The organism is Vibrio sp. R78045 (assembly GCF_042466085.1).
Lineage (GTDB): Bacteria > Pseudomonadota > Gammaproteobacteria > Enterobacterales > Vibrionaceae > Vibrio > Vibrio cyclitrophicus.
In genome coordinates, this window is the sequence record NZ_JAXHBS010000008.1 from 1070894 (window position 1) to 1093529 (window position 22636).

A 22636-nucleotide genomic window follows, 5' to 3' on the forward strand; every position below is an offset into this window, starting at 1 on the left:
GTGACCAACTTGTTTGACTCAGTCTCATTCCTTAAGACAGTAACAGAGCAGCCTGGCGTTTATCGAATGTATAACGCCGAGGCTGTCGTTATTTACGTCGGTAAAGCTAAGAACCTCAAAAAACGCCTTTCCAGCTATTTCCGTAAAAAAGTAGACAGTGAAAAAACACGTGCTCTAGTCAGTAATATCGACAAAATCGATGTCACTGTGACTCATACGGAAACAGAAGCTCTTATTCTTGAGCACAACTACATCAAGCAGTATTTACCGAAATACAACGTACTTCTGCGTGATGATAAGTCGTACCCTTATATTTTTATTAGTGGCCATAAGCATCCTCGTTTGTCGATGCATCGCGGTGCTAAGAAGAAAAAAGGTGAATACTTTGGTCCTTATCCTGATTCTGGCGCTGTGCGTGAGACGTTACACTTAATACAAAAAATTTTTCCTGCTCGCCAGTGTGAAGATACGGTTTATGCCAACAGAACGCGCCCGTGTTTGATGTATCAAATTGGCCGCTGTGCTGCGCCATGTGTCAGTTCAATTATCTCTGATGAAGAATACAGCGAGCTTATCGACTACGTTCGTCTATTCCTTCAGGGGAAAGACAAGCTCGTCCTTGAAACGCTTATCGACAAAATGGACAAGGCTAGCCAAGAGCTTCGCTTTGAGCAAGCGGCCGCTTTCCGCGACCAAATCCAAGCGATTAGACGGGTGCAAGAGCAACAGTACGTATCTGATGATTCAATGGAAGATATGGACGTGTTGGGCTTTGCTCAAGAGAATGGCGTGGCTTGTATTCATATCTTGATGATCCGTCAAGGTAAGGTATTAGGCAGTAGAAGCCATTTTCCTAAAATTCCCAACAATACGGTGCGAGAAGAAGTTTTTTCGAGCTTTTTAAGTCAATATTATCTCGCACATAACGAAGCGAGAACTATACCAACTCGCCTCATTCTCAACGCCGATTTGATGGAAGATGTCACACCGATTCAAGAAGCTTTGTGTGAAGTTGCGGGTCGGAAGATCCACTTCAATACCAATCCTTTAGGGACTCGAGGTCGTTACCTTAAATTGTCGAATACCAATGCTTTAACGGCAATTACCACCAAGATTAATCATAAGATGACCATCAACCAACGCTTCAAAGAGCTTCAAGAAGTGTTGTCGATGGATGCTATCAAGCGCATGGAATGTTTTGATATCAGTCATACTATGGGTGAAAGTACGATAGCTTCTTGTGTAGTGTTCAATCAGGAAGGCCCCGTTAAACCGGAATACCGCCGCTACAATATTACTGGTATTACTGGAGGCGATGACTACGCCGCGATGGCTCAGGCACTTGAAAAGCGCTATTCAAAGCAACTTGATGTCGACAAGATCCCAGATATCATCTTCATTGATGGTGGTAAGGGCCAACTGAATCGTGCTCATGAGATTATTTCTCAATATTGGGACGATTGGCCGTTTCGACCAAGAATGATGGGTATAGCGAAAGGGATAACACGTAAACCTGGTTTGGAAACCTTAGTGACCCTTGAAGGTGAAGAGTTCAATTTACCAAGTGATGCGCCAGCACTACACCTTATCCAACATATTCGTGATGAAAGCCATAATCATGCGATTGCAGGGCATAGAGCGAAACGTGGTAAAACGCGAAGAACGAGTGCTTTGGAAGGAATTGAAGGTGTGGGGCCTAAACGTCGTCAAGCTTTGCTGAAATATATGGGTGGCTTACAAGAACTTAAGCGTGCAACTGTCGAAGAAATAGCCAAAGTACCGGGCATTAGTCATTCTTTGGCAGAAAACATTTATCAAGCATTGAAACAATAGTAAAAATCCCGCACCATTAAAGCGCAATTAATAAGAGCCCAATAATATGCGTTTGAATATACCTAACATTTTGTCCTTACTGAGACTATTTTTGATCCCAGTATTCGTTGTCGTTTTTTACCTACCTTATCAATGGGCTCCTTTTGCTGCAGCGATGGTTTTTTGGGTAGCGGGTTTTACAGATTGGCTAGATGGCATGCTAGCTCGTAAACTTGGACAAACTTCTCGTTTCGGCGCATTCATTGATCCTGTAGCCGACAAAGTACTGGTTGCTACGGCTCTTATCTTGATTACTGAGCATTTCCACTCGATTTGGATAACTATTCCAGCAGTGACTATGATAGCTCGTGAAATTATCATTTCGGCACTTCGTGAATGGATGGCTGAAATCGGTAAACGCGCAAGTGTTGCGGTATCTTGGGTTGGAAAAGTAAAAACCGTTTCTCAAATGTTCGCCCTTTGGGTGCTTATCTGGCGCTATGATGATTGGATGGTATGGGTGGGTTACATTGCACTTTATGTGGCAACTGTTCTTACTTACTGGTCAATGGCACAATACTTGATGGCTGCCAAAGACGATTTGTTGGATGAAAAACACCATTGATGAAGAAGCGAGCTGAGGCTCGCTTTTTTGATCTTTAACCTAAGTTTAAGTGATCAATAGTGGATATCTAATGTGATATAGATCTCCTTTGAAGAGCCTGTTCACAGCGTGCTTTGCACATAAAGTCAGCTATTTAGGCTGTTTCGTATGAAATCTATTCAAACGAATTAAAAATACAAAAATAATATTGACTCAATCGTCTGAATCCGTAGAATGCATCCCGTACCCAAGAGGATGGCAATAAGCGATTCGGTTGGAGTTACTAAGGCGCCTTGGCAGAGTGGCTATGCAGCGGATTGCAAATCCGTGGACCTCGGTTCGACTCCGGGAGGCGCCTCCATTCTCTCTTTCTTACTAGAAAGAACATGAATGAAAATGCGATACTAGCTCAGTTGGTAGAGCGCAACCTTGCCAAGGTTGAGGTCATCGGTTCGAACCCGATGTATCGCTCCAAAATTTGTAATGTTGATTGGCGTCAGCATTAAGATGGTGTTTTACTTTTCAGTAATCGGCATCGCAATAAAGAATTGCGTGCCCTGGTGGTGGAATTGGTAGACACAAGGGATTTAAAATCCCTCGGCGTTCGCGCTGTGCCGGTTCAAGTCCGGCCCGGGGCACCATCTATTAAAGTCTACGTCTTAACGGATGTAGCAAATGCGATACTAGCTCAGTTGGTAGAGCGCAACCTTGCCAAGGTTGAGGTCATCGGTTCGAACCCGATGTATCGCTCCAAATTAAAAAGCCCGAACAGAAATGTTCGGGCTTTTTGGTTTCTGGCGTTTAGCTTTACGTTTAAGAACTCTTGTTGTTCGAACTCAAAATTCATACCTATTTCTAACTCTACTTCAAAATTTCGCAATCAAGTTTGTTTAGACAAGTTAGTTTTAAAAAGCGAGATTCTCTATGAACTCGTTTCTCGCTCTAGGGAGTGACGCCCAGACCTCAAAGCCTCTCTAGCAGCTTTAAAGTCACCGTACTAGCATTTGTATATTCTCGTCATCCTCCTCGGGCATGAGGAACCAATGAATCGGGAATCTCTTTCTTAAACGATAGTGTTGACGATATTTACATCAATTCCTCAATCACCGTTGTTATTTATCAAGCTATTATTAAAAACTATTGATCGTTCATTTCACTTTATGTTACTTTCCCGCGCAATCTCGGAATGACCGATGTTCAAAAAGAGCAGCGATCGCTTCTGGGGGATACGCGTAATGACCATTCTTGCTGATTGGGACATTACGTAGGGTAGGTATTGGCTAGTCCTTTAGCTGATAGACGGGATACTTATGGCGCAATTCGTCATGTTAATGGGAAACCCAACATTGAACTCATTTAAAACTACATTGCTAATCAGCTCTGCATTTCCAAAGGGGCCAGCTCCTCATAGCTGCCCGATCCTGCAAAAATGCCCAATTCTTCAAAACAGTAGTATTACTGAACCTTGAGCTCGCGCTAACCAATTTTTGCTGTCCTAAGACGGCCTAATTTCGTATTTGTCATTTGACTTATGCGAGCGTACAGCTATATCTCATTTCTAGACAATACGCGTGTTTCACTATGAATTCTCTCTAAATCAATAGAGGGACAGAGTGTAATTGCGTCTGATGGAGGTGAGTATGAACACATTCAAGGGGACTTTTATGACTACAGCCTTTGAAGTCGATATCAACAGTATCGCAAACTCATTTTCAACTATGGTTCCTATCTTAGAAGGAACGCACGATCTAACACCCGACGCTATTTTGCTTGAGCAAGAACAGCATGAATCGGATGTTCGCTCTTACCCAAGACGCTTGCCAATTGCAATTAAAAGAGCATGTGGCGTTTTAGTTGAAGATACTCGTGGCCAACTATTTCTCGATTGCTTAGCCGGTGCAGGTACACTTTCTTTGGGTTACAACCACCCTGAAATTAACCAAGCACTTAAAGACCAACTTGACTCAGGTTTGCCATACCAGACTCTTGATATCACGACTCAAGCGAAAGAGACGTTTATCAAGCGAGTTAAAGCTTTTCTTCCTCAAGACTTTTCAGATAACTCGGTTCTTCAATTCTGTGGTCCATCAGGCGCTGATGCTGTAGAAGCGGCTATCAAGCTAGCGAAGCAAACCACAGGTCGTAACACCATGTTTGCTTTCCGTGGTGCTTACCATGGCATGACAAACGGCACTATGGGCATGATGGGCAACCTCGGCACTAAAGAGCGTCGTAGCGGCTTGATGTCTGATGTGCACTTTATGCCTTTCCCATACAACCTGCGCTGTCCGTTTGGTATTGGTGGTGAAGCAGGTGCTAACGCGAGCATTCGTTACATCGAACGTATGTTGAATGATGATGAATCCGGCATCATGAAACCAGCTGCGATGATCGTTGAGCCTGTACAAGGTGAGGGCGGTGTGATCCCTGCTCCAGCATCTTGGTTACAAGGTCTACGTCGTATCTGTGATGAACACGGCATCTTACTGATCTTTGATGAAATTCAGTGTGGTGTGGGTAAAACGGGTCATCGCTTTGCGTTTGAAGAGTCAGGTATTAATCCTGATATCTTATGTTTGTCTAAAGCGATTGGCGGCGGACTGCCGATGTCGTTGCTTGTATTCGATAAGAGTATCGATACTTGGAAAGCTGGTGAACACACCGGCACATTCCGTGGAAATCAGTTAGCAATGGTGTCTGGCGCTAAGGCGTTGGAAATCATCGAGCGAGATGGTTTAGTTGAGCACGCAAACATCGCAGGCCAATACTTACGTCATGGGCTTGAGAAGATTCAATCGCGTGTGAACTGTATTGCTGAAGTTCGTGGTAAAGGCCTGATGCTTGGTGCTGAGATCAAGCAACCAAACGGCGAACTCAACAAATTTGGCGAGCCGCAATCAGACGGCCAATTAACCCTAGCTATTCAACGAGCAGCATTAGAGCGCGGCTTGATGGTTGAAAAGGGTGGTCGTGATGGTTCGGTAATTCGTTTCCTTCCACCTATGATTATCTCTTTTGAGCAGATCGACTTTGCATTGCGCGTCATGGAAGAAGCGATCATCGCAGCGGGTGGTGGTTTACGACAAGACCAAACACAAAGCGAAGAATCAAATCAGGAATGGAACAAGCATTTCATCCAGACGGGTTTAGGCGGTAGCGACGAATTTGCTAGCGTGATGAACCAAACTACTCAAGCGATGAAAGCCGTTTTTGAACAGGTTGAAAGCCCTTATTCGGGTTTAGATCCAAAAGTGCTAGAAGCCGCCATCAATGCTGTCGATCTCGATAACAACCAATACGCTTTGGTTGATGTTGTAGATAGCACTGCAGACCTTGTCGCTGCAAACTCTATCTTTGTGCAACACCCAGACTGTATTGCACACCTTCACACTCCACCTCTTATGGCTTCGGTAGCCGCTGAATCGATTATCGCGGCGTTGAATCAATCGATGGATTCATGGGACCAAGCATCGGCTGCGACTTATGTTGAGCAGCGCGTCGTGGATTGGATGTGTGACAAATACCAACTTGGTGCACAAGCTGACGGTGTTTTCACCAGCGGCGGTACGCAAAGTAACTTAATGGGCTTGTTGCTAGCAAGAGACTGGGTTGCCGATAAGCACGACGGTCACTCGATTCAAAAGTTGGGGTTACCTGAGTACGCGAGCAAACTGCGTATCCTATGTTCAAAGAAATCTCACTTCACGGTTCAAAAATCCGCATCATTAATGGGATTAGGCGAAGCTGCAGTGTGCTGTGTCGATACCAATGCAAACGGCACCATCAAAGCTGACTTGCTAGATGCAGAAGTGAAAGCACTTAAAGCACAAGGTCTGATTCCTTTTGCTGTGGTTGGCACGGCGGGCACAACCGATCATGGTGCGATTGATGACCTGGAAGCGATAGCTGATATCGCTAACCAACAAGATCTTTGGTTCCATGTCGACAGTGCTTATGGTGGCGCGCTTATCTTAAGTAGTCATAAAGCTCGTCTAAAAGGCATCGAAAAAGCGGACTCTGTCAGCGTTGATTTCCACAAGTTGTTCTTCCAAACAATCAGCTGTGGTGCGGTGCTGCTCAAAGACAAAGCGAACTTTAAGTACTTACTGCATCACGCAGATTACTTGAATCGTGAGCACGATGAGCTGCCGAATCTGGTCGATAAATCCATTGCTACCACCAAGCGTTTCGATGCACTGAAAGTTTTCATGACGATGCAAAGCGTTGGGCCAAAGCAATTGGGCGATATGTACGACCATCTCTTAGAGCAGACGCTTCAAGTTGCCGATCTGATTCAGAAGCATGACGATTTTGAGTTACTTGCTGAGCCGTCACTGTCTACTGTGCTGTTCCGCTCGGTGCCTAGCAATGAGCAATCGGCAAACGGCGTTCTTGATTTAGACAAACTGAATCAGACGTTAAGACTGGAGGCGCTGACTCGTGGCGTTGCCGTTCTTGGCGAAACGGTCGTCGATGGTAAAAGCGCGCTGAAATTTACTATCTTGAACCCGTGCTTAAAAACATCAGATTTCAAATCTCTAATTAACAAAATTCAGACTCTAGCCACTGAGCTAGCAGAACAACAAGGGTAATTAATACTATGGCTATTCTACAAATTGGTGCAGGCGGCGTTGGTTGGGTTGTTGCACATAAAGCAGCACAAAATAACGAAGTACTGGGTGATATCACAATCGCTTCGCGCACAATCGCGAAATGTGAAAAAATCATCGAATCGATTAAAGGTAAAAACAACCTTAAAGATTTAACTAAGAAGCTAGAAGCACGTTCAGTAGACGCTGACGATGTTGATGCGCTTGTTGCTTTGATTAAAGAAGTTAAGCCTGATCTAGTTATCAACGCTGGTCCTCCTTGGGTAAACATGGCGATCATGGAAGCGTGTTACCAATCTAAAGTATCTTACCTAGATACATCGGTAGCGGTTGACCTATGTTCTGAAGGTCAACAAGTACCACAAGCTTACGATTGGCAGTGGGGCTACCGTGAGAAGTTCGCTGAAGCGGGCATCACAGGTATTCTTGGTGCTGGTTTTGATCCAGGTGTGGTATCAATCTTTGCAGCGTACGCGGTTAAGCACTTGTTCGATGAGATTGACTCAATTGACGTGATGGACGTGAATGCTGGCGATCACGGCAAGAAGTTTGCGACAAACTTTGACCCAGAAACCAACATGCTTGAGATCCAAGGCGATTCTTTCTACTGGGAAAATGAAGAGTGGAAACAAGTACCTTGTCACTCTCGTATGCTTGAATTTGAATTCCCGAACTGTGGTTCTCACAAAGTTTACTCAATGGCGCATGATGAAGTTCGTTCAATGAAAGAGTTCATCCCAGCTAAGCGTATCGAATTCTGGATGGGCTTTGGTGATGCATACTTGAACTACTTCAACTGCATGCGTGATATCGGTCTTCTTAGCCCAGATCCGCTAACACTGCACGATGGTACTGTGGTTCAGCCTTTGCATGTTCTTAAAGCACTACTACCAGACCCAACATCTTTGGCTCCGGGTTACACGGGCTTAACGTGTATCGGTACTTGGGTTCAAGGTAAGAAAGACGGTAAAGAGCGCAGCGTATTCATCTACAATAACGCAGACCACGAAGTGGCTTACGAAGACGTAGAGCACCAAGCGATCTCTTACACAACAGGTGTTCCAGCGATTACGGCTGCACTTCAGTTCTTCCGTGGCGAATGGGCTGATAAAGGTGTGTTCAACATGGAACAGCTAAACCCAGACCCGTTTCTAGCAACGATGCCTGAGATCGGTCTAGATTGGCATGTCCAAGAGCTAGAGCCTGCAGCTGGTTTACCTCTGATCCATACTTTGAAGTAATTCTGGCTCTTTGCCCTCGTTGCGTTGTCCATCGTGCTTATTTACATTCGTAAACTTCGCGCGATGTCCTAGCTACAAGGGTAAAGTTCTGCGTATTCAATCCAAAGTTTTCAGAATGACAAGAACGTACAAATACAAGCCGATGCTGTTGCGTCGGCTTTGTTCGATTATCATGTGCCTTCGTGAACTCGAGGGCCGCAAGGTATTAACATGCAAAACAACGAACTAAAAACCCCATACTTCATGATCAACGAAGACAAGTTGATTGCAAATTTAGAGATAGCTAAGCAGCTGAAAGAGATTTCAGGTGTGAAGTTGGTATTGGCACTGAAGTGTTTTTCGACATGGGGTGTGTTTGACATCATCAAACCTTACCTCGATGGCACGACAAGCTCTGGCCCATACGAAGTGAAACTTGGTCACGAAACCTTTGGTGGTGAGACGCATGCTTACAGTGTGGGTTACAGCGAAGATGACGTGAGAGAAGTTGCGGATATTTGCGACAAGATGATTTTCAACTCACAAAGCCAATTCGAAGCTTACCGCCATATTGTTGAAGGTAAAGCGTCGCTGGGTTTACGTCTAAATCCGGGCGTAAGTTACGCAGGACAAGACTTAGCAAATCCGGCGCGTCAATTCTCTCGTTTAGGTGTTCAGGCTGATCACATTAAGCCTGAGATCTTCGACGAGATTAATGGCGCGATGTTCCACATGAACTGCGAGAACAAAGACGTCGATGCATTTATCGGCCTGCTTGATTCAATCTCAGAGCAGTTTGGCGATCACCTCGATAAGTTGGATTGGGTGAGCATGGGCGGAGGTGTGTTCTTCACATGGCCGGGTTATGACATCGAGAAGTTGGGCCTTGCACTAAAAGCCTTTTCTGAAAAGCACGGCGTGCAGATGTACCTTGAACCGGGTGAAGCGATCATTACTAAAACGACGGATCTGGTCGTGACAGTAGTTGATATCGTAGAGAACGTGAAGAAAACGGCAATTGTCGACTCGGCAACCGAAGCGCATCGCCTTGATACGCTTATCTACAATGAACCGGCATCGGTATTGGAAGCTTCAGAAAATGGTAGCCATGACTATGTAATTGGTTCGTGTTCATGTCTTGCGGGCGATCAGTTCTGTGAAGCAAGCTTTGATGAGCCACTTAAGATTGGTCAAAAGCTGCACCTGCTAGACAGCGCGGGTTACACCATGGTGAAACTGAACTGGTTCAATGGCCTAAAAATGCCGTCAATCTACTGCGAGCGTAGCGGTGGCGAAGTTCAAAAGTTGAATGAGTTTGGCTATGAAGACTTTAAACGTTCATTGTCACAATGGTCGGTTAAGTAACCAAACATTGCATTAGAACGATAAAAAGAGCGGCCGATGAGCTGCTCTTTTTTGTTTTTAGATAAATGTTACCAGTGAAAAGATAGAAGTTAAGCGCTATCTGTTAGCTCTCAATCATCACTCGAGTATCTTCACTGAGTGTTTCGAGTTCATTCACTACGTCATCAATCAAAACTTCTATTGGTAGCTTAACGGCGATCTTGGAAGTGAACAAACTTGAGCTAACACCACCGCCGCCAGCGATGAAGACTCGGTGGCAATCCATATCGAGAATGCTGATCCCTTGTCTATCCAATACATGTGTTACTTCGTTGACGATACCTGCTCGGTCGTTCGAGTCGAGTCGTAGGTGATGTATTGTATCTTGTGCGTTATGAGTATGGTCTGAATCAACAAACTGCACGATCAAGTCAGTATTGGCGCTGAAAGCTTCTTTGACAATTGATTCGTTGATGGCTGGAAGTTGAACCTTGAGTACGCCTGCGACTTGGTCTTCAATAAAGTTCACTTTACTGATGAGCCATTTCCCGTCGTTTTCGTGAGTAACCGCAGCAAGTTGTTTGATTGTTGCTGGTGATGCCTTTCCAATAAAGTTTACGATAAATGTACTGTTCATATCAGCCCCCAAAGTCTCAATTAATCGTTACTAATTAAATGTTTGATATCATGCGATAAAGTTCTTTAATTTCAGTGTAGAAGTTTACATCGAACAATGTTTGACCTACGTCAATTTTTGAAACTAAGCTGTGATACAAAAAAAGAGAATGAAGAGTAGGGCACAAAAAAAGCGGCTAGAGAGCCGCTTTTTGAAAGAGTTGTCGCTGTTATTTGTGATTCAGAAGCTTAGCAAGCAACGAGTAAACGGCTTAGCAAGTCACGTGGAGGCTGGTTTAGAACGTGACTTTAAAGTTCATACCAACAAATTGAGAATCGTATGGTGCGCCTGCGTCGTAGGCAAATCGCGCTGCGTCTTGGTTATCCCACCAAGGGTTAGTATTCAGGTTCACTTCTGCGTCACCGCCCCATGCATCACTTACCCAGTAATGGATATGGCCAACAGGGTTTAGGAAGAATAGAGACACATCCCCCATGGTTTGAGAGCCCATCACTTCGCCACCTGAAGCAACGATGTCTTGTTCTGCTTCTAGCATCATTTCACCGACAACGGCACCGAAGAATGGCGTGATGAAGAGATCTTGCCAGGAAGGTACTTCCGCGAATGCTTCTACGCCGTATTCCCAGAAAAATGTCGACATGGTCCAAGAGTATAGGAAAGACTCAAATTCATCGTAACCCGCGTGGCGAGCCGCGGTGTAGTAAACCCCACCGAAATACGGGTGCATCACGTAATTTAAGAAGTGCTCATCACGGTCCCATACTGGGCCATCAGAAACGTTATCTTTCCACTTTTTACCTAACGAACTGATATCACGTTGGTCATCATCCCACTTAGTGATACTTTCAGGGAGAAGAGTCATTAGACCTACTGTCGCGACACTTAAGCCAAGAATAGTGTAGGTTTGACCCATTAGGTAATCCCAATCTTTCTCCTGGCTCACCAACAAATGTTTTGGTTGTTGGATTGAGAAGTCGTACTCGTCACTTGGTTCGCTCAGTGCGTAATTGGTACTAGGCTTGTAGGTGTACAAGTTGTCATTAAAACAGTAATCTTGAGCACATTCATCCGAGTAAGAAAGGTTGATTGGCTGGTCGAAGTCGTATTGGCTTGCAACCGAGTTAACTGACATTAGCATTGAAAATGCAGCAGTAACCTTTGCTAGTAACGGTGATTTGGCCACAAGGGTCTCCATGAGAAAGTTTGGAATTGATCAGGGTCACAATTATCTATTAAATGCCTGATTTAGGGAACTAATAATTTATCGCTTTTCCTAAGAAAACCTTAGGTTTAACATGATTAATATTAGTGAAAAGGCGAATTGTTCCAAATTCAACCATAGACCAGTTTGTAAATAATGCAGTGTCTTTTTATGACAACAAGGGATAGAAATATGACGAAAATCGCAATGTTAAGCACAGGTGAAGAAGTTCTTCATGGAGACATTGTAGATACAAACGCAGCTTGGATGTCTGCTGAGTTTTATCAGCATGGTTTTGCTCTTGCTAAGCGCTCAACCGTGGGTGATCAAATGAATGCTCTTGTTGAAGAACTGCTGATGCTGAGCTTTAACTATGATGTGGTTATCGTTAATGGTGGCCTAGGGCCGACAACCGATGACATGAGTGCTGCAGCGGCAGCTACTGCTTCCGAGCAGAAACTCGTCATGTTCCCTGAATGGCTTGCTCGTATGGAAGAGATGTTCTCTGGACGTGGTATGCCAATGCCTGACAGTAATCTTAAGCAGGCACTGCTTCCTGCTAGCTCAGAGATTGTCGATAACCCAGTTGGTACTGCGTGTGGTTTCAAACTTAAAATCAACGATGCGACTTTCTATTTCACGCCGGGTGTCCCGAGTGAATTCAAACGCATGGTGACGTTTGAGATTCTTCCTGATTTATCGCGTACATACCCTCAAGTGGTTGCTTCTGAATGCAGCAGGCTGTTTACGTTTGGTTTATCTGAGTCCGGTATCTCTGATGTGTTAGACCAACTGAAGCTTCCTGAAGGCTATGAGCTAGGTTACCGCTCTTATCTGCCATTTATTGAGGTGAAGCTGTTTGGGCCAAAATCTGGTTTAGAAACTCGCGTTAAGTTAATGCAGATGGTTTACAAACTATTAGAAAGTAACGTAGTCAGTGTTGACGAGCCGATGATTGACCATATTGGCCACATCATGGCGGAAAAAAAGAAGACGCTATCTGTGTCTGAAGTGTCGACCAAAGGCGCACTGTCAGCGTGGCTGCAATTGAATGAGCAGGTTGAAGATTGCTTTGGACATTCGTGGGTGATGGCTGAGCCAAAAGAGAGCGAACTTGAAAAGAGCGATCCGTTAGCCGCAACCTTTGCTCTGGCTGGAGCAACAAGAGAGAAATGCGGAACTGAATTGGCTTTGGTGACTGGTAAGCTGGAAGGCAATACATTCAGCGTTGCATTGTCGACTGAAGCAGGCGAATGGGGTCAGGTGCTTGAATTTTATCGCCAGTACTCGCGTGAAGATCAACGCAACGTGATTAAGACCGTTGCCGCCGATATGTTGAGAAGGCATCTAGATAACAAACCGATGTTCGGCACATACTCTTCAGTTAAGCGATTGAAAGACATGTTTATTCCGGCGACTATTATTAAGTAAGCATTTAGGCGAACTCACGGAGCCTGTACTGGAAATGCTAGGAAAAACGAAATAAAAAGGCCCAACATCTAAATAGGTGTTGGGCCTTTAGTTTATCTAGCCTTCTAGATAACCAAACCAGCAGCGATGTTTACACGTAACTCATGTCTGTAAGAACTCGATTACAAACCGCTTGTCATGTGTAGGCTGTAGAACAAACCACGGCCGATTAACTCAGAAGCTAAGAACAGTACCAATGCTAGGCTTAGGTTTACTGGATTCACTTTTGCTTTGTTCAGCATAGGTAGAATCCAAATCAGTAAGCTTGCCATCAGTAATGCAACTTGAAGAATCACATAGCTGCCTAAACCGTCAACCAACTCAGATGCTTTTGCTGCTGAAGTTTGGATGTCACCGATTAGGTTCAGTTTGCCTACTGTCACAAGTAAGCTTATCGCAACAGTAATTACAGCCAACATGGTGATGTTACGGTCAACCGTAAAGTGGCTGTCGTTTGCGAACACAAGAACGAACTGAGATAGCAACAAACCACCCACAACCATCGTCATGATGAAGCTCAGTGGTGTATAGATGTTGTCCCACGTGGGTACGGTGTTGATCATGTATACGTTGATCATCGCATACATGAAGATAACACCCAGTACCATCGCGCCAACCATCAGTGCTTTCTGGATAGCTACGCCACCTTTCTTAACCACAGACAATAGCCATTGCAGGCCACCGACAGCGAAGAATGCCGCACCGAAGAACACTTCGTTAGACAACCAAGCCGAACCGAGCTGATTAAAAGCGTTAAACGCGCGCAGTGGAGAGCCAAGGTGCGTTGTCGAGAACATGAAGCCAAGACCCATTAGTGCCCATAGAATGAACATTGGAACCTTGTAGCTGTTCAGCTTCTCTTCGTCATGACCCAGTACCAGTGCACGTGCGCCAATCAATAAGTAACCACCCACTGCTGTTTGAGCCAGCACCGTAAAGAAGATTAAAGACCACTCATGAAAAATCATCTTAAACCTCCTTCGGGTTTGCTAGGTGACCACTGGTATCGCCAGTCGGCTTCGCGTTTTTGTTCAGCTTAATCACGATGTTCGGTAGCGTTTCGGTTGAAGATGGCAGTGGAGCCACATCCGCACCAGAGCCGTACTTCTCGCGAAGTGTATTGATTTCGCCAAACTCCAATGCACGAAGTGGGCAAGACTCAACACAGATAGGCTGTTTGCCTTCAGAAACACGTTGGTAACAACCGTCGCATTTGGTCATGTGACCTTTCTTCGCATTGTATTGTGGTGCGCCGTAAGGGCATGCATTACTACAGTGCTGACAACCAATACATACGCTCTCATCAACCACAACCAAACCGTCTTCATCACGTTTGTGCATCGCGCCCGAAGGACACACTTTCACACACGCTGGGTTAGTACAGTGGTTACAAGCGATAGATAGGTAGTAAGAAAAGACATCTTTCTGAACCCAAGTATCACCATCTTGAGTGAAGCCACCACCTGCGTATTCGTATACGCGACGGTAGTTCGTTTTGATGTCTAGATCGTTATAATCTTTACAAGCAAGCTGACAGGTTTTACAACCCGTGCATTTACTTGAATCAATGTAAAAGCCGTATTGTTTCATTCCAACCTACCTTATGCTTTGTTTAGCGCTTTGATTTGAACTAGGTTTGTATGCTGAGGGTTACCCTTAGCAAGTGGGCTCGGGCGCTGAGTCGTCAGCACGTTGATGGAGCCTGCATGGTCGATCTTCTGACCATCCGGTGCGTACCATGCACCTTCGCCTAGTGCGACAACTCGAGGAAGAATCCTTGGTGTCACTTTCGCTGGAATGTGTACTTCGCCACGGTCGTTGAAAATACTCACCATGTCGCCGTTTTCGATACCACGCTCTTTTGCATCGATTGGGTTGATCCATAACTCTTGCGGTGCTGCTGCTTTGATTTCTGCAACGTTGCCGTAAGTCGAGTGAGTACGAGCCTTGTAGTGGAAACCGGTTAGCTGAAGTGGGTACTTCTCTGCTAGTGGATCGTTATGACCTTCAAACGAATCCGCGTAAATCGGAAGTGGGTGAATCACTTCGTCTTCTTTCAGCTTCCAAGTCTTCGCGATATCAGCCAGTTGCTCTGAGTAGATCTCAATTTTGCCACTTGGTGTGGTCAGTGGGTTCGCTTCAGGATCTTTACGGAAATCTTCGTAAGCGATGTAGTGGTGGTCGTAGCTACGTTTGTAGATACCCAGCTCTTTCATCTCTTCGAAGGTTGGCAGTGTTGGATCGTTCTTACGAGTTTCTGCGTAAAGGTGCTCAATCCATTGCTCTTGAGTACGGCCTTCTGTGAACTCTTTTTCTACGCCCATGCGTTTAGCAAGTTGCGTACACATCTCGTAGATAGATTTTGCTTCGAACTGAGGCTCAATCGCTTTCTGTGCGTAGATGAAGTAAGGCATATTCGATGCTTTACCATCCATACACCAGTCGTCTTGCTCTGATGTCGTTAAGTCAGGCAGGATGATGTCGGCGTATTTCGCAGAAGAAGTCATATGGTTATCAACCACAACGATCATTTCACAAGCACTTTCATCTTGAAGAATCGCGTGTGTCTTGTTGATGTCTGAGTGTTGGTTGATGATGCAGTTACCTGCGTAGTTCCAGATCATCTTGATTGGGTTCTTAAGGCGCTCAGCACCGCGAACACCATCAGTGATGTCTGTCATCTCGTGGTGACGGTGAATTGCGTCAGTCCACATGAACATTGAAATTGACGTTTCAACTGGGTTTGGCACAGTAGGGAAGCGAACAAACGGAATGTTGATGTCACTTTCACGAGCGCCTGTTGAACCGCCTGATACACCCACAGAACCGGTGAGTAGCGATAGCATCGCGATTGCACGACAAGCTAGTTCACCGTTCGCAGTACGTTGCAGGCCCCAACCTTGGTGGATGGCACATGGTTTCGCTGTGCCCATTTCACGGCCTAGTTTAACGATAGTATCAACCGGAATGCCTGTGATTTTAGAAGCCCACTCTGGTGTCTTCTCTACGCCATCTTCACCTAAACCTAAGATATAAGATTTGTAGTCACTGTTTTTAGGTGCTGATACAGGAAGGGTCTTCTCATCATAACCGACACAGTATTTGTCTAGGAACGGTTGGTCTACGAGGTCTTCAGTGATCATCACGTGTGCAAGACCGGCTACCAATGCAGCATCCGTAGAAGGACGAATTGGGATCCACTGATCTTCACGGCCACCGGCAGTATCGGTGTAGCGTGGATCGATGATGATCGTTCTTGCGTTTGATTTGTTTTTGCTTTCTATGTAGTGGTGGATCAGACCGCCGCCAGACATGCGAGTCTCAGCAGGATTGTTACCAAATTGGATGTTAAGCTTAGTGTTCTCTAAGTCAGAGAAAGAGTTGTTGTTTGCCCAACCACCGTAGGTGTAGCTCAAGCCTTTCGCGATTTGCGCTGTTGAGTAGTCACCGTAATGGTTTAGGTAACCACCACTTAGGTTCATTAGACGCGCAATCAGCGTTTGTGCTGGTGGCCAAGACTTAGTTACCGTACCACCAAGCGTACCTGTGCCGTAGTTTAGGTAGATAGTGTCGTTACCGTAATCTTTGATAAGGCGTTGCATAGTGCCAGCGACTTCATCAAAAGCCTCTTCCCAGCTAATACGCTTAAACTTACCTTCACCACGTTTACCCACACGTTTCATTGGGTATTTCAGGCGATCTGGGTTGTAAACACGGCGGCGCATAGAGCGACCACGTAGACATGCACGCACTTGGTGATGACCGTATTCGTCAGTACCCGTGTTATCTGTTTCTACGTATTTGATTTCACCGTTTTGTACATGCATACGTAGTGGACAGCGAGAGCCGCAGTTTACTGTACATGCACTCCATACGATTTTCTCATCCACATTCTCAGCAACCGCAGCCGCTACTGGTTTGGATTTGAAAGGTAAAGCGATACCGCCCGCAAGTGCGGCTGCACTACCTACTGCAGAAGAAGCTTTCATGAAGCCTCTTCGAGTAAGGTTCATTACCCCAGATTCTTTCTTATTCGTCATTCTAAGATGCCTTTTGCTATTGATGGCTAGTACTTTATAGGTAGTTTGTTCTTTATTTTTTTATTTTGGATTGTTGATTGATTGGCATCAAATAAGAGCGAAATTTAAATCTTATGAATCGAATGTATAAAATAGATCAAAGAATTAAATCGTCTTATTTATATAATTATCTTTAAACCTATAACGGTATAAATAATAATGATTATCGATACGCATAAATTATTGGGTTCGCTATTTTATCAAGCGACAAGTAAAGAACAGTTGGTCACCATTGTTGAAGCTTTGGTTGAGAGCGAAGTGCTCTCTGAAGAATGCTTGCAGGCATTGAGAAGTGAAGATGAAGATGCGCTCGCAGCAGAGTTCAGCCGCTTGTTCGAAGGTGTGGGAGACATGCCAGCTCCGCCTTGGGGGTCTGTGTACCTAGATAAAGACCGTGTGGTGTTTGGTGCATCGACTGTGGAATATCGACAGTTTCTAGAATTAAACCAAATTGAATTGGATACAGGTTTAAGAGAGCCAGAAGATCAATTTGGTTTAATGTTATTCGCTCATGCGTATTTGTTAGAAAATAATAATATTAATTCAGCTCGTGAATTGCTTGAGTGTCACTTATTACCTTGGTCTTCTACTTATTTAGATAAATTAAATACAGCATCAGATTTATCATTTTATAAGAAGCTATCAAGTGATGTAATAAATTGGCTTAATCAATTAACATCTGAATATAATTTAAACGTTGCCACTAAAAAGTTATATATCGACTAATGTCTGAGCAAATAAATTCGAATAGGCGTGGTTTCTTAACTCGACTCTCTAAGCCAGTTAAAGCTGCTGCAAGTTATGAAGAGAAATCACAGCGCTTACATGCTAGACCACCTAGGGCTGTCGATGAGGTGCTGTTTGAGCGCCTTTGCGACAGTTGTGGACTGTGTGAGCAAGCGTGTCCGAATAGCGTGATTGAGACGCTAGAGGGTAGTGCGCTGTTGAATTTGGATTACAACAGTTGTTCTATGTGTAACAAATGCACTGAAGTGTGCCTAACTGGCGCACTTCATCCAACGGTCACGCCTTATATCGACCTCAAGCCGAGCTTTGCTGATAGCTGCAATAATTACATGCAAATGGACTGTTCAGCATGCAAAACTGCGTGTTCAGCAGGTGTGATACACATTGAAGTAGGAGAGTTGCCTACAGTGGACAAAGATAAGTGTAACGGCTGTGGAGAGTGCCGAAGCGCTTGTTATATTGGCTCTGTGACTCTTAACCTGACTCAGCAATAAACGTTTGGTTTTGTATGACACAAGCGAACAGGAAGATTTTGGTTGAGTGATAGACGAGTTGTTTCAGATACCTAAAGACATAAACAGAAAAGGGTCCGCACTCCTAAAGGAAGCGGACCCTTTTTAATTCTTATTGACGATATTCGAACAAAGCGACCTAAAGCCAGTTGGCTTATGCGCGTTTTTGCTTGTTTCTGTGAATAACGTTACTCAGCGATAGCTCAGTCTTTGCTTTACAGATACAAGGTAATATTTCATTACCTTGCGTGTAAGCCATAGCAAAACCAACGTACTCGACTTCCCCAGAATCCAACGTGCAACGACAAGCGCCACAATGCCCATCTCGGCAGTTGTATTCTGGCTCTAACCCAGCTTGTTCCATTGTTTCCAATAGAGTGTTTGAAGGGTTAGATTCAATCGAAGTCAGCTTGTTGATTTTGATTGTTGGCATTACAGCTCGAATCCTTCAAAGTCGTCAGCTTTTACTTCGTTGTCGATCTGACCAACTAGGTAAGAACTGATTTCAGCTTCTTGTGGAGCAACTTGTACGTTATCTGAAGATAACCATGCGTTGATCCATGGGATTGGGTTCGACGTTGCTTCTGGGTAAGCAGTACCTAAACCAACCGCTTGCATACGGATGTTAGTGATGTACTCAACGTATTGGCAAAGAATGTCTTTGTTCAGACCAATCATAGAGCCATCTTTGAATAGGTATTCTGCCCACTCTTTTTCTTGCTCTGCTGCTTCTTTGAATAGGTCGAAACACTCTTGCTTACACTCTTCAGCGATTTGCATGAATTCGAAGTCATCTTGGCCATTACGCAGTAAGTTAATCATGTGCTGTGTACCAGTAAGGTGAAGAGCTTCATCACGAGCGATTAGCTTGATGATCTTCGCGTTACCTTCCATTAGCTCACGTTCAGCGAATGCGAATGAACATGCAAAACTCACGTAGAAACGAATCGCTTCTAGTGCGTTTACAGACATTAGACATACGTAAAGCTTCTTCTTCAGGTCGTGAAGTGAAATCTTAACGTCTTCGCCGTTAATGTTGTGGTTGCCTTCGCCGTAGCGGTGGTAGTCAGCCGTCAGCTTGATTAAATCATCGTAGTAAAACGCGATGTCTTTCGCACGCTTCAGGATCTCTTCGTTTTCAACGATGTCGTCGAATACTACACCTGGATCATTGACGATGTTACGGATGATATGTGTGTAAGAACGAGAGTGAATCGTTTCAGAGAAAGACCAAGTCTCAATCCAAGTTTCAACTTCTGGTAGAGATACCAGTGGAAGTAGGGCAACGTTAGGGCTGCGGCCTTGGATAGAATCTAGAAGCGTTTGGTACTTCAAGTTAGAGATGAAAATGTGCTTTTCATGCTCAGGAAGCTTGTTGTAGTCGATACGGTCGCTAGATACGTCTACTTCTTCTGGACGCCAGAAGAAAGAAAGCTGCTTCTCGATCAACTTTTCGAAGATTTCGAATTTTTGTTGGTCGTAACGTGCAACGTTTACCGACTGACCCAAGAACATTGGTTCTTTTAGTTGGTCATTTTTTTGCTGAGAAAAAGTACTGTAAGCCATAAATGCCTCAAATCCTTTAAAGACCCGTAATAAAACGGGCCCTGTTAATGCTTTAAACCCAGAGAAGATAACTCTTCTCTGGGGTCTTAATGTTTATTGCGGTTTAGATCTTACAACCGCCGCCTTCACAATCTTCTTCCGGCACTTGAACTGCATCGCCTTGGTCGTCTTTAGCACCATCACGAGTGTTATGGTAGTAAAGCGTCTTAACACCGTACTTGTACGCTGTAAGTAGGTCTTGAAGCAGCTTCTTCATTGGTACTTTACCGCTGTCGTAAACACTTGGATCATAGTTAGTGTTTGCAGAGATAGCTTGGTCAACGAATTTTTGCATGATACCCACTAGGTGCAGGTAACCATCGTTCGAACCAATGTTCCAAAGTAGCTCGTAGTTCTCTTTAAGATTTAAGAAGTCAGGAACCACTTGCTTAAGGATGCCGTCTTTCGATGCTTTCACTGATACGTAACCACGTGGTGGCTCGATACCGTTAGTTGCGTTCGAGATTTGAGACGAAGTCTCAGAAGGCATAAGCGCTGTTAGCGTAGAGTTACGCAGACCGTGCTCCATGATCTCTTCGCGTAGCGTGTCCCAATCGTAGTGCAGTGGCTCTTCACATACTAAGTCGATATCTTTCTTGTAAGTATCGATTGGCAGTAGGCCTTTCGCGTAGTTGGTCTCGTGGAAAGATGGGCAACGGCCTTGTTCTTTCGCCAGTTCAACAGACGCTTTTAACAAGTGGTATTGAATTGCTTCAAAAGTACGGTGAGTCAGACTGTTTGCGCTGCCATCAGAGTACTTCACGCCGTTTTTCGCTAGGTAGTATGCGTAGTTGATGACACCCACACCTAGAGTACGACGGTTCATTGTCGACTTGCGTGCTGCTGGAAGTGGGTAGTCTTGGTAATCAAGCAATGCATCAAGTGCACGAACAACCAGTTCAGAAAGCTCAGCAAGGTCGTCTAGCTCGTTGATTGCGCCTAGGTTAAACGCTGAAAGCGTACATAGTGCAATTTCACCTTCGTCATCTTCTACGTTAGAAAGTGGCTTAGTTGGTAGCGCGATTTCTAGACATAGGTTCGACTGACGAACAGGAGCCACTTCAGAATCAAACGGGCTGTGTGTATTACAGTGGTCAACGTTCTGAATGTAGATACGACCAGTCGAAGCTCGCTCTTGCATTAGCAGAGAGAACAGCTCAACGGCTTTAACCGTTTCACGCTTCACTGAAGGATCGTTTTCGTACTTAACATATAGTTCTTCAAAACGGTCTTGGTTTTCGAAGAACGCATCGTAAAGGCCAGGTACGTCAGAAGGTGAGAACAGGCTGATGTTGCCACCTTGAACAAGACGAGAGTACATGAGTTTGTTCAGCTGTACGCCGTAGTCCATGTGACGAACACGGTTCTCTTCAACGCCGCGGTTGTTTTTCAGTACTAATAGAGACTGAACTTCACCATGCCATAGTGGGTAGAATACCGTTGCCGCACCGCCACGAACACCACCTTGTGAACAACATTTTACTGCTGTTTGGAAGTATTTGTAGAAAGGGATACAGCCAGTGTGGAACGCTTCACCATTACGGATTTCAGAACCCAGCGCACGGATACGACCTGCGTTGATACCAATACCAGCACGTTGAGATACGTAACGAACAATTGAGCTTGCTGTTGCGTTGATTGAATCAAGGCTGTCACCACATTCGATCAGTACACAAGAGCTGAATTGACGCGTAGGCGTACGTACACCAGACATGATCGGTGTAGGTAGAGAAATCTTAAACGTAGACGATGCGTCGTAAAAACGTTTGATGTAGTCAAGACGAGTCGATTTAGGGTATTTAGCGAATAGACACGCAGCCACTAGGATGTAAAGAAACTGAGCACTCTCGTAGATTTCTTTTGTTACACGGTTTTGCACGAAGTATTTACCTTCAAGCTGCTTAACTGCCGCGTAAGAGAAGTCTAAGTCACGCTTATGGTCGATGTACTGGTCTAGCTCTTCAAACTCAGCTTTCGTGTAATCTTGCATTAGGTGGCTGTCATATTTACCCATATCGACCAGTTTTGAAACGTGGTCATAAAGCGCAGGTGGCTCGTATTCGCCATACGCTTTTTTACGTAGGTGGAATACTGACAGACGTGCTGCTAGATATTGGTAATCAGGAGTCTCTTCAGAGATTAAATCCGCTGCTGACTTGATGATAGTTTCATGAATGTCAGTCGTGGTGATGCCGTCGTAAAACTGAATGTGAGCTTTCAATTCTACTTGTGATACAGAAACATTGTGCAAGCCTTCAGCTGCCCATGTGATCACGCGGTGAATCTTCTCTAGATCGATGGTTTCTTTGCGCCCGTTACGCTTGGTAACAGTAAGTTGTTGGTTCATTCTGCTTAATTTCCCTAACAAAACTGAACAAGGCCGTGTTTTTGTGTATTTCTGTGTAATTTTTGTAAATTACGTGTCGGCTTTGTGATCTTGGTCTACCCATATATTGTAGTTCAAACACAACATATAGGGGTCATTTGTTTGTTGGGTTACAAGATAGTGCTACAACCGAACTTTTTCAAGGTAAAGAAATTGGGTTGCTTGTGGATAAGTGGTGGATTGAAAAAAAACTGTAAGTGACCACTAACTGATGAAGATAGATGAGACTTGATTGTATAAAAGTCGGCTTTTAATGATGCTTTATTTTTGCACGCCTATAAAAAAAAATCCCTTGATCTTTGAGCAAAATGGGCGATGGATTTTAGGCGATTAAATTTAAATCTAGGTGGTCAAAATGGAAGCTAGCGCACGAAATTTAGACTGAAAAAAGTCGCAAACTTATGTTAAT

The 22636-nt window shown here is 44.6% G+C and carries 16 protein-coding genes and 4 tRNA genes; 12 read left to right on the plus strand and 8 right to left on the minus strand.

The window, feature by feature from the left end; translation table 11 throughout:
- The 9 genes from uvrC to nspC all read left to right on the plus strand — a co-directional run bounded on the left by uvrC (nt 1) and on the right by nspC (nt 9611).
- Nucleotides 1-1833 (plus strand): excinuclease ABC subunit UvrC, encoded by a 1833-nt coding sequence (gene uvrC / locus SJY39_RS07320; RefSeq protein ID WP_016792959.1) that lies wholly within the window; start codon nt 1-3, stop codon nt 1831-1833.
- Nucleotides 1834-1879: 46 nt separating this feature from the next.
- Complete coding sequence (gene pgsA / locus SJY39_RS07325) at nt 1880-2437, plus strand: CDP-diacylglycerol--glycerol-3-phosphate 3-phosphatidyltransferase (protein WP_010438068.1); 558 nt, start codon at nt 1880-1882, stop codon at nt 2435-2437.
- A gap of 266 nt (nt 2438-2703) precedes the next feature.
- Nucleotides 2704-2777: transfer RNA gene (locus SJY39_RS07330), tRNA-Cys, on the plus strand.
- Nucleotides 2778-2814: 37 nt separating this feature from the next.
- Nucleotides 2815-2890 (plus strand) — tRNA-Gly (locus SJY39_RS07335).
- A gap of 80 nt (nt 2891-2970) precedes the next feature.
- Nucleotides 2971-3057 (plus strand) — tRNA-Leu (locus SJY39_RS07340).
- Between the two features lie 36 nt (nt 3058-3093).
- Nucleotides 3094-3169 (plus strand) — tRNA-Gly (locus SJY39_RS07345).
- Between the two features lie 887 nt (nt 3170-4056).
- Nucleotides 4057-7008 carry a pyridoxal phosphate-dependent class III aminotransferase gene (locus SJY39_RS07350; RefSeq protein WP_016769300.1) on the plus strand — a complete coding sequence of 984 codons (2952 nt, stop codon included), beginning with the start codon at nt 4057-4059 and terminating at the stop codon, nt 7006-7008.
- Between the two features lie 8 nt (nt 7009-7016).
- Entirely contained in the window at nt 7017-8267 is a 1251-nt protein-coding gene (locus tag SJY39_RS07355; RefSeq protein WP_010438082.1) for a carboxynorspermidine synthase, read from the plus strand.
- Between the two features lie 210 nt (nt 8268-8477).
- On the plus strand, nt 8478-9611 hold the full coding sequence (nspC, locus tag SJY39_RS07360) for a carboxynorspermidine decarboxylase (protein WP_010438084.1): 1134 nt from the start codon (nt 8478-8480) through the stop codon (nt 9609-9611).
- 103 nt (nt 9612-9714) lie between these two features.
- On the opposite strand, the gene SJY39_RS07365 is transcribed toward nspC, so the two are convergent.
- Complete coding sequence (locus tag SJY39_RS07365; RefSeq protein WP_010438087.1) at nt 9715-10227, minus strand: glycine cleavage system protein R; 513 nt, start codon at nt 10225-10227, stop codon at nt 9715-9717.
- Between the two features lie 274 nt (nt 10228-10501).
- Entirely contained in the window at nt 10502-11410 is a 909-nt protein-coding gene (locus SJY39_RS07370) for a DUF3943 domain-containing protein (protein WP_010438089.1), read from the minus strand.
- Between the two features lie 210 nt (nt 11411-11620).
- Here SJY39_RS07370 and SJY39_RS07375 point away from each other — a divergent pair, with 210 nt between their 5' ends.
- The gene (locus SJY39_RS07375; protein WP_016789264.1) at nt 11621-12859 is read left to right on the plus strand and encodes a CinA family nicotinamide mononucleotide deamidase-related protein; all 1239 of its coding nucleotides are present in this window, start codon (nt 11621-11623) and stop codon (nt 12857-12859) included.
- A 161-nt stretch (nt 12860-13020) separates the two neighbouring features.
- Here SJY39_RS07375 and SJY39_RS07380 read toward each other — a convergent pair whose 3' ends face one another.
- Genes SJY39_RS07380 through SJY39_RS07390 form a run of 3 tightly spaced genes read right to left on the minus strand, consistent with a single transcriptional unit; the run spans nt 13021 to nt 16938 of the window.
- Nucleotides 13021-13866: a DmsC/YnfH family molybdoenzyme membrane anchor subunit gene (locus tag SJY39_RS07380; protein ID WP_016769296.1), complete on the minus strand. Its 846-nt coding sequence runs from the start codon at nt 13864-13866 to the stop codon at nt 13021-13023.
- Between the two features lies 1 nt (nt 13867).
- Entirely contained in the window at nt 13868-14488 is a 621-nt protein-coding gene (locus tag SJY39_RS07385; RefSeq protein WP_004733360.1) for a DMSO/selenate family reductase complex B subunit, read from the minus strand.
- 11 nt (nt 14489-14499) lie between these two features.
- On the minus strand, nt 14500-16938 hold the full coding sequence (locus SJY39_RS07390; protein ID WP_016792958.1) for a DmsA/YnfE/YnfF family dimethyl sulfoxide reductase: 2439 nt from the start codon (nt 16936-16938) through the stop codon (nt 14500-14502).
- Between the two features lie 198 nt (nt 16939-17136).
- Here SJY39_RS07390 and SJY39_RS07395 point away from each other — a divergent pair, with 198 nt between their 5' ends.
- Nucleotides 17137-17703: a molecular chaperone TorD family protein gene (locus tag SJY39_RS07395; RefSeq protein WP_010438111.1), complete on the plus strand. Its 567-nt coding sequence runs from the start codon at nt 17137-17139 to the stop codon at nt 17701-17703.
- A complete protein-coding gene (napF, locus tag SJY39_RS07400; protein WP_016792957.1) occupies nt 17703-18218 on the plus strand; it encodes a ferredoxin-type protein NapF in 516 nt (171 codons plus the stop codon). The genes SJY39_RS07395 and napF overlap by 1 nt, the downstream gene beginning before the upstream one ends.
- 172 nt (nt 18219-18390) lie before the next feature.
- Here napF and yfaE read toward each other — a convergent pair whose 3' ends face one another.
- From yfaE to nrdA, 3 genes are all read right to left on the minus strand, one after another.
- A complete protein-coding gene (yfaE, locus tag SJY39_RS07405; protein ID WP_010438115.1) occupies nt 18391-18669 on the minus strand; it encodes a class I ribonucleotide reductase maintenance protein YfaE in 279 nt (92 codons plus the stop codon).
- Entirely contained in the window at nt 18669-19802 is a 1134-nt protein-coding gene (nrdB, locus tag SJY39_RS07410; RefSeq protein ID WP_004733365.1) for a class Ia ribonucleoside-diphosphate reductase subunit beta, read from the minus strand. Before nrdB ends, yfaE begins: the two co-directional genes overlap by 1 nt.
- 103 nt (nt 19803-19905) lie before the next feature.
- Entirely contained in the window at nt 19906-22188 is a 2283-nt protein-coding gene (gene nrdA / locus SJY39_RS07415) for a class 1a ribonucleoside-diphosphate reductase subunit alpha (RefSeq protein WP_016769293.1), read from the minus strand.
- Nucleotides 22189-22636: the final 448 nt, after the last annotated feature.

Bases quoted from the DNA above. Each gene is read 5' to 3' on its own strand.
- pgsA (WP_010438068.1), top strand. From the start codon at position 1,880: ATGCGTTTGAATATACCTAACATTTTGTCCTTACTGAGACTATTTTTG.
- SJY39_RS07350 (WP_016769300.1), top strand. From the start codon at position 4,057: ATGAACACATTCAAGGGGACTTTTATGACTACAGCCTTTGAAGTCGAT.
- SJY39_RS07355 (WP_010438082.1), top strand. From the start codon at position 7,017: ATGGCTATTCTACAAATTGGTGCAGGCGGCGTTGGTTGGGTTGTTGCA.
- nspC (WP_010438084.1), top strand. From the start codon at position 8,478: ATGCAAAACAACGAACTAAAAACCCCATACTTCATGATCAACGAAGAC.
- SJY39_RS07365 (WP_010438087.1), bottom strand. From the start codon at position 10,227: ATGAACAGTACATTTATCGTAAACTTTATTGGAAAGGCATCACCAGCA.
- SJY39_RS07375 (WP_016789264.1), top strand. From the start codon at position 11,621: ATGACGAAAATCGCAATGTTAAGCACAGGTGAAGAAGTTCTTCATGGA.
- SJY39_RS07380 (WP_016769296.1), bottom strand. From the start codon at position 13,866: ATGATTTTTCATGAGTGGTCTTTAATCTTCTTTACGGTGCTGGCTCAA.
- SJY39_RS07385 (WP_004733360.1), bottom strand. From the start codon at position 14,488: ATGAAACAATACGGCTTTTACATTGATTCAAGTAAATGCACGGGTTGT.
- SJY39_RS07390 (WP_016792958.1), bottom strand. From the start codon at position 16,938: ATGACGAATAAGAAAGAATCTGGGGTAATGAACCTTACTCGAAGAGGC.
- SJY39_RS07395 (WP_010438111.1), top strand. From the start codon at position 17,137: ATGATTATCGATACGCATAAATTATTGGGTTCGCTATTTTATCAAGCG.
- napF (WP_016792957.1), top strand. From the start codon at position 17,703: ATGTCTGAGCAAATAAATTCGAATAGGCGTGGTTTCTTAACTCGACTC.
- yfaE (WP_010438115.1), bottom strand. From the start codon at position 18,669: ATGCCAACAATCAAAATCAACAAGCTGACTTCGATTGAATCTAACCCT.
- nrdB (WP_004733365.1), bottom strand. From the start codon at position 19,802: ATGGCTTACAGTACTTTTTCTCAGCAAAAAAATGACCAACTAAAAGAA.
- nrdA (WP_016769293.1), bottom strand. From the start codon at position 22,188: ATGAACCAACAACTTACTGTTACCAAGCGTAACGGGCGCAAAGAAACC.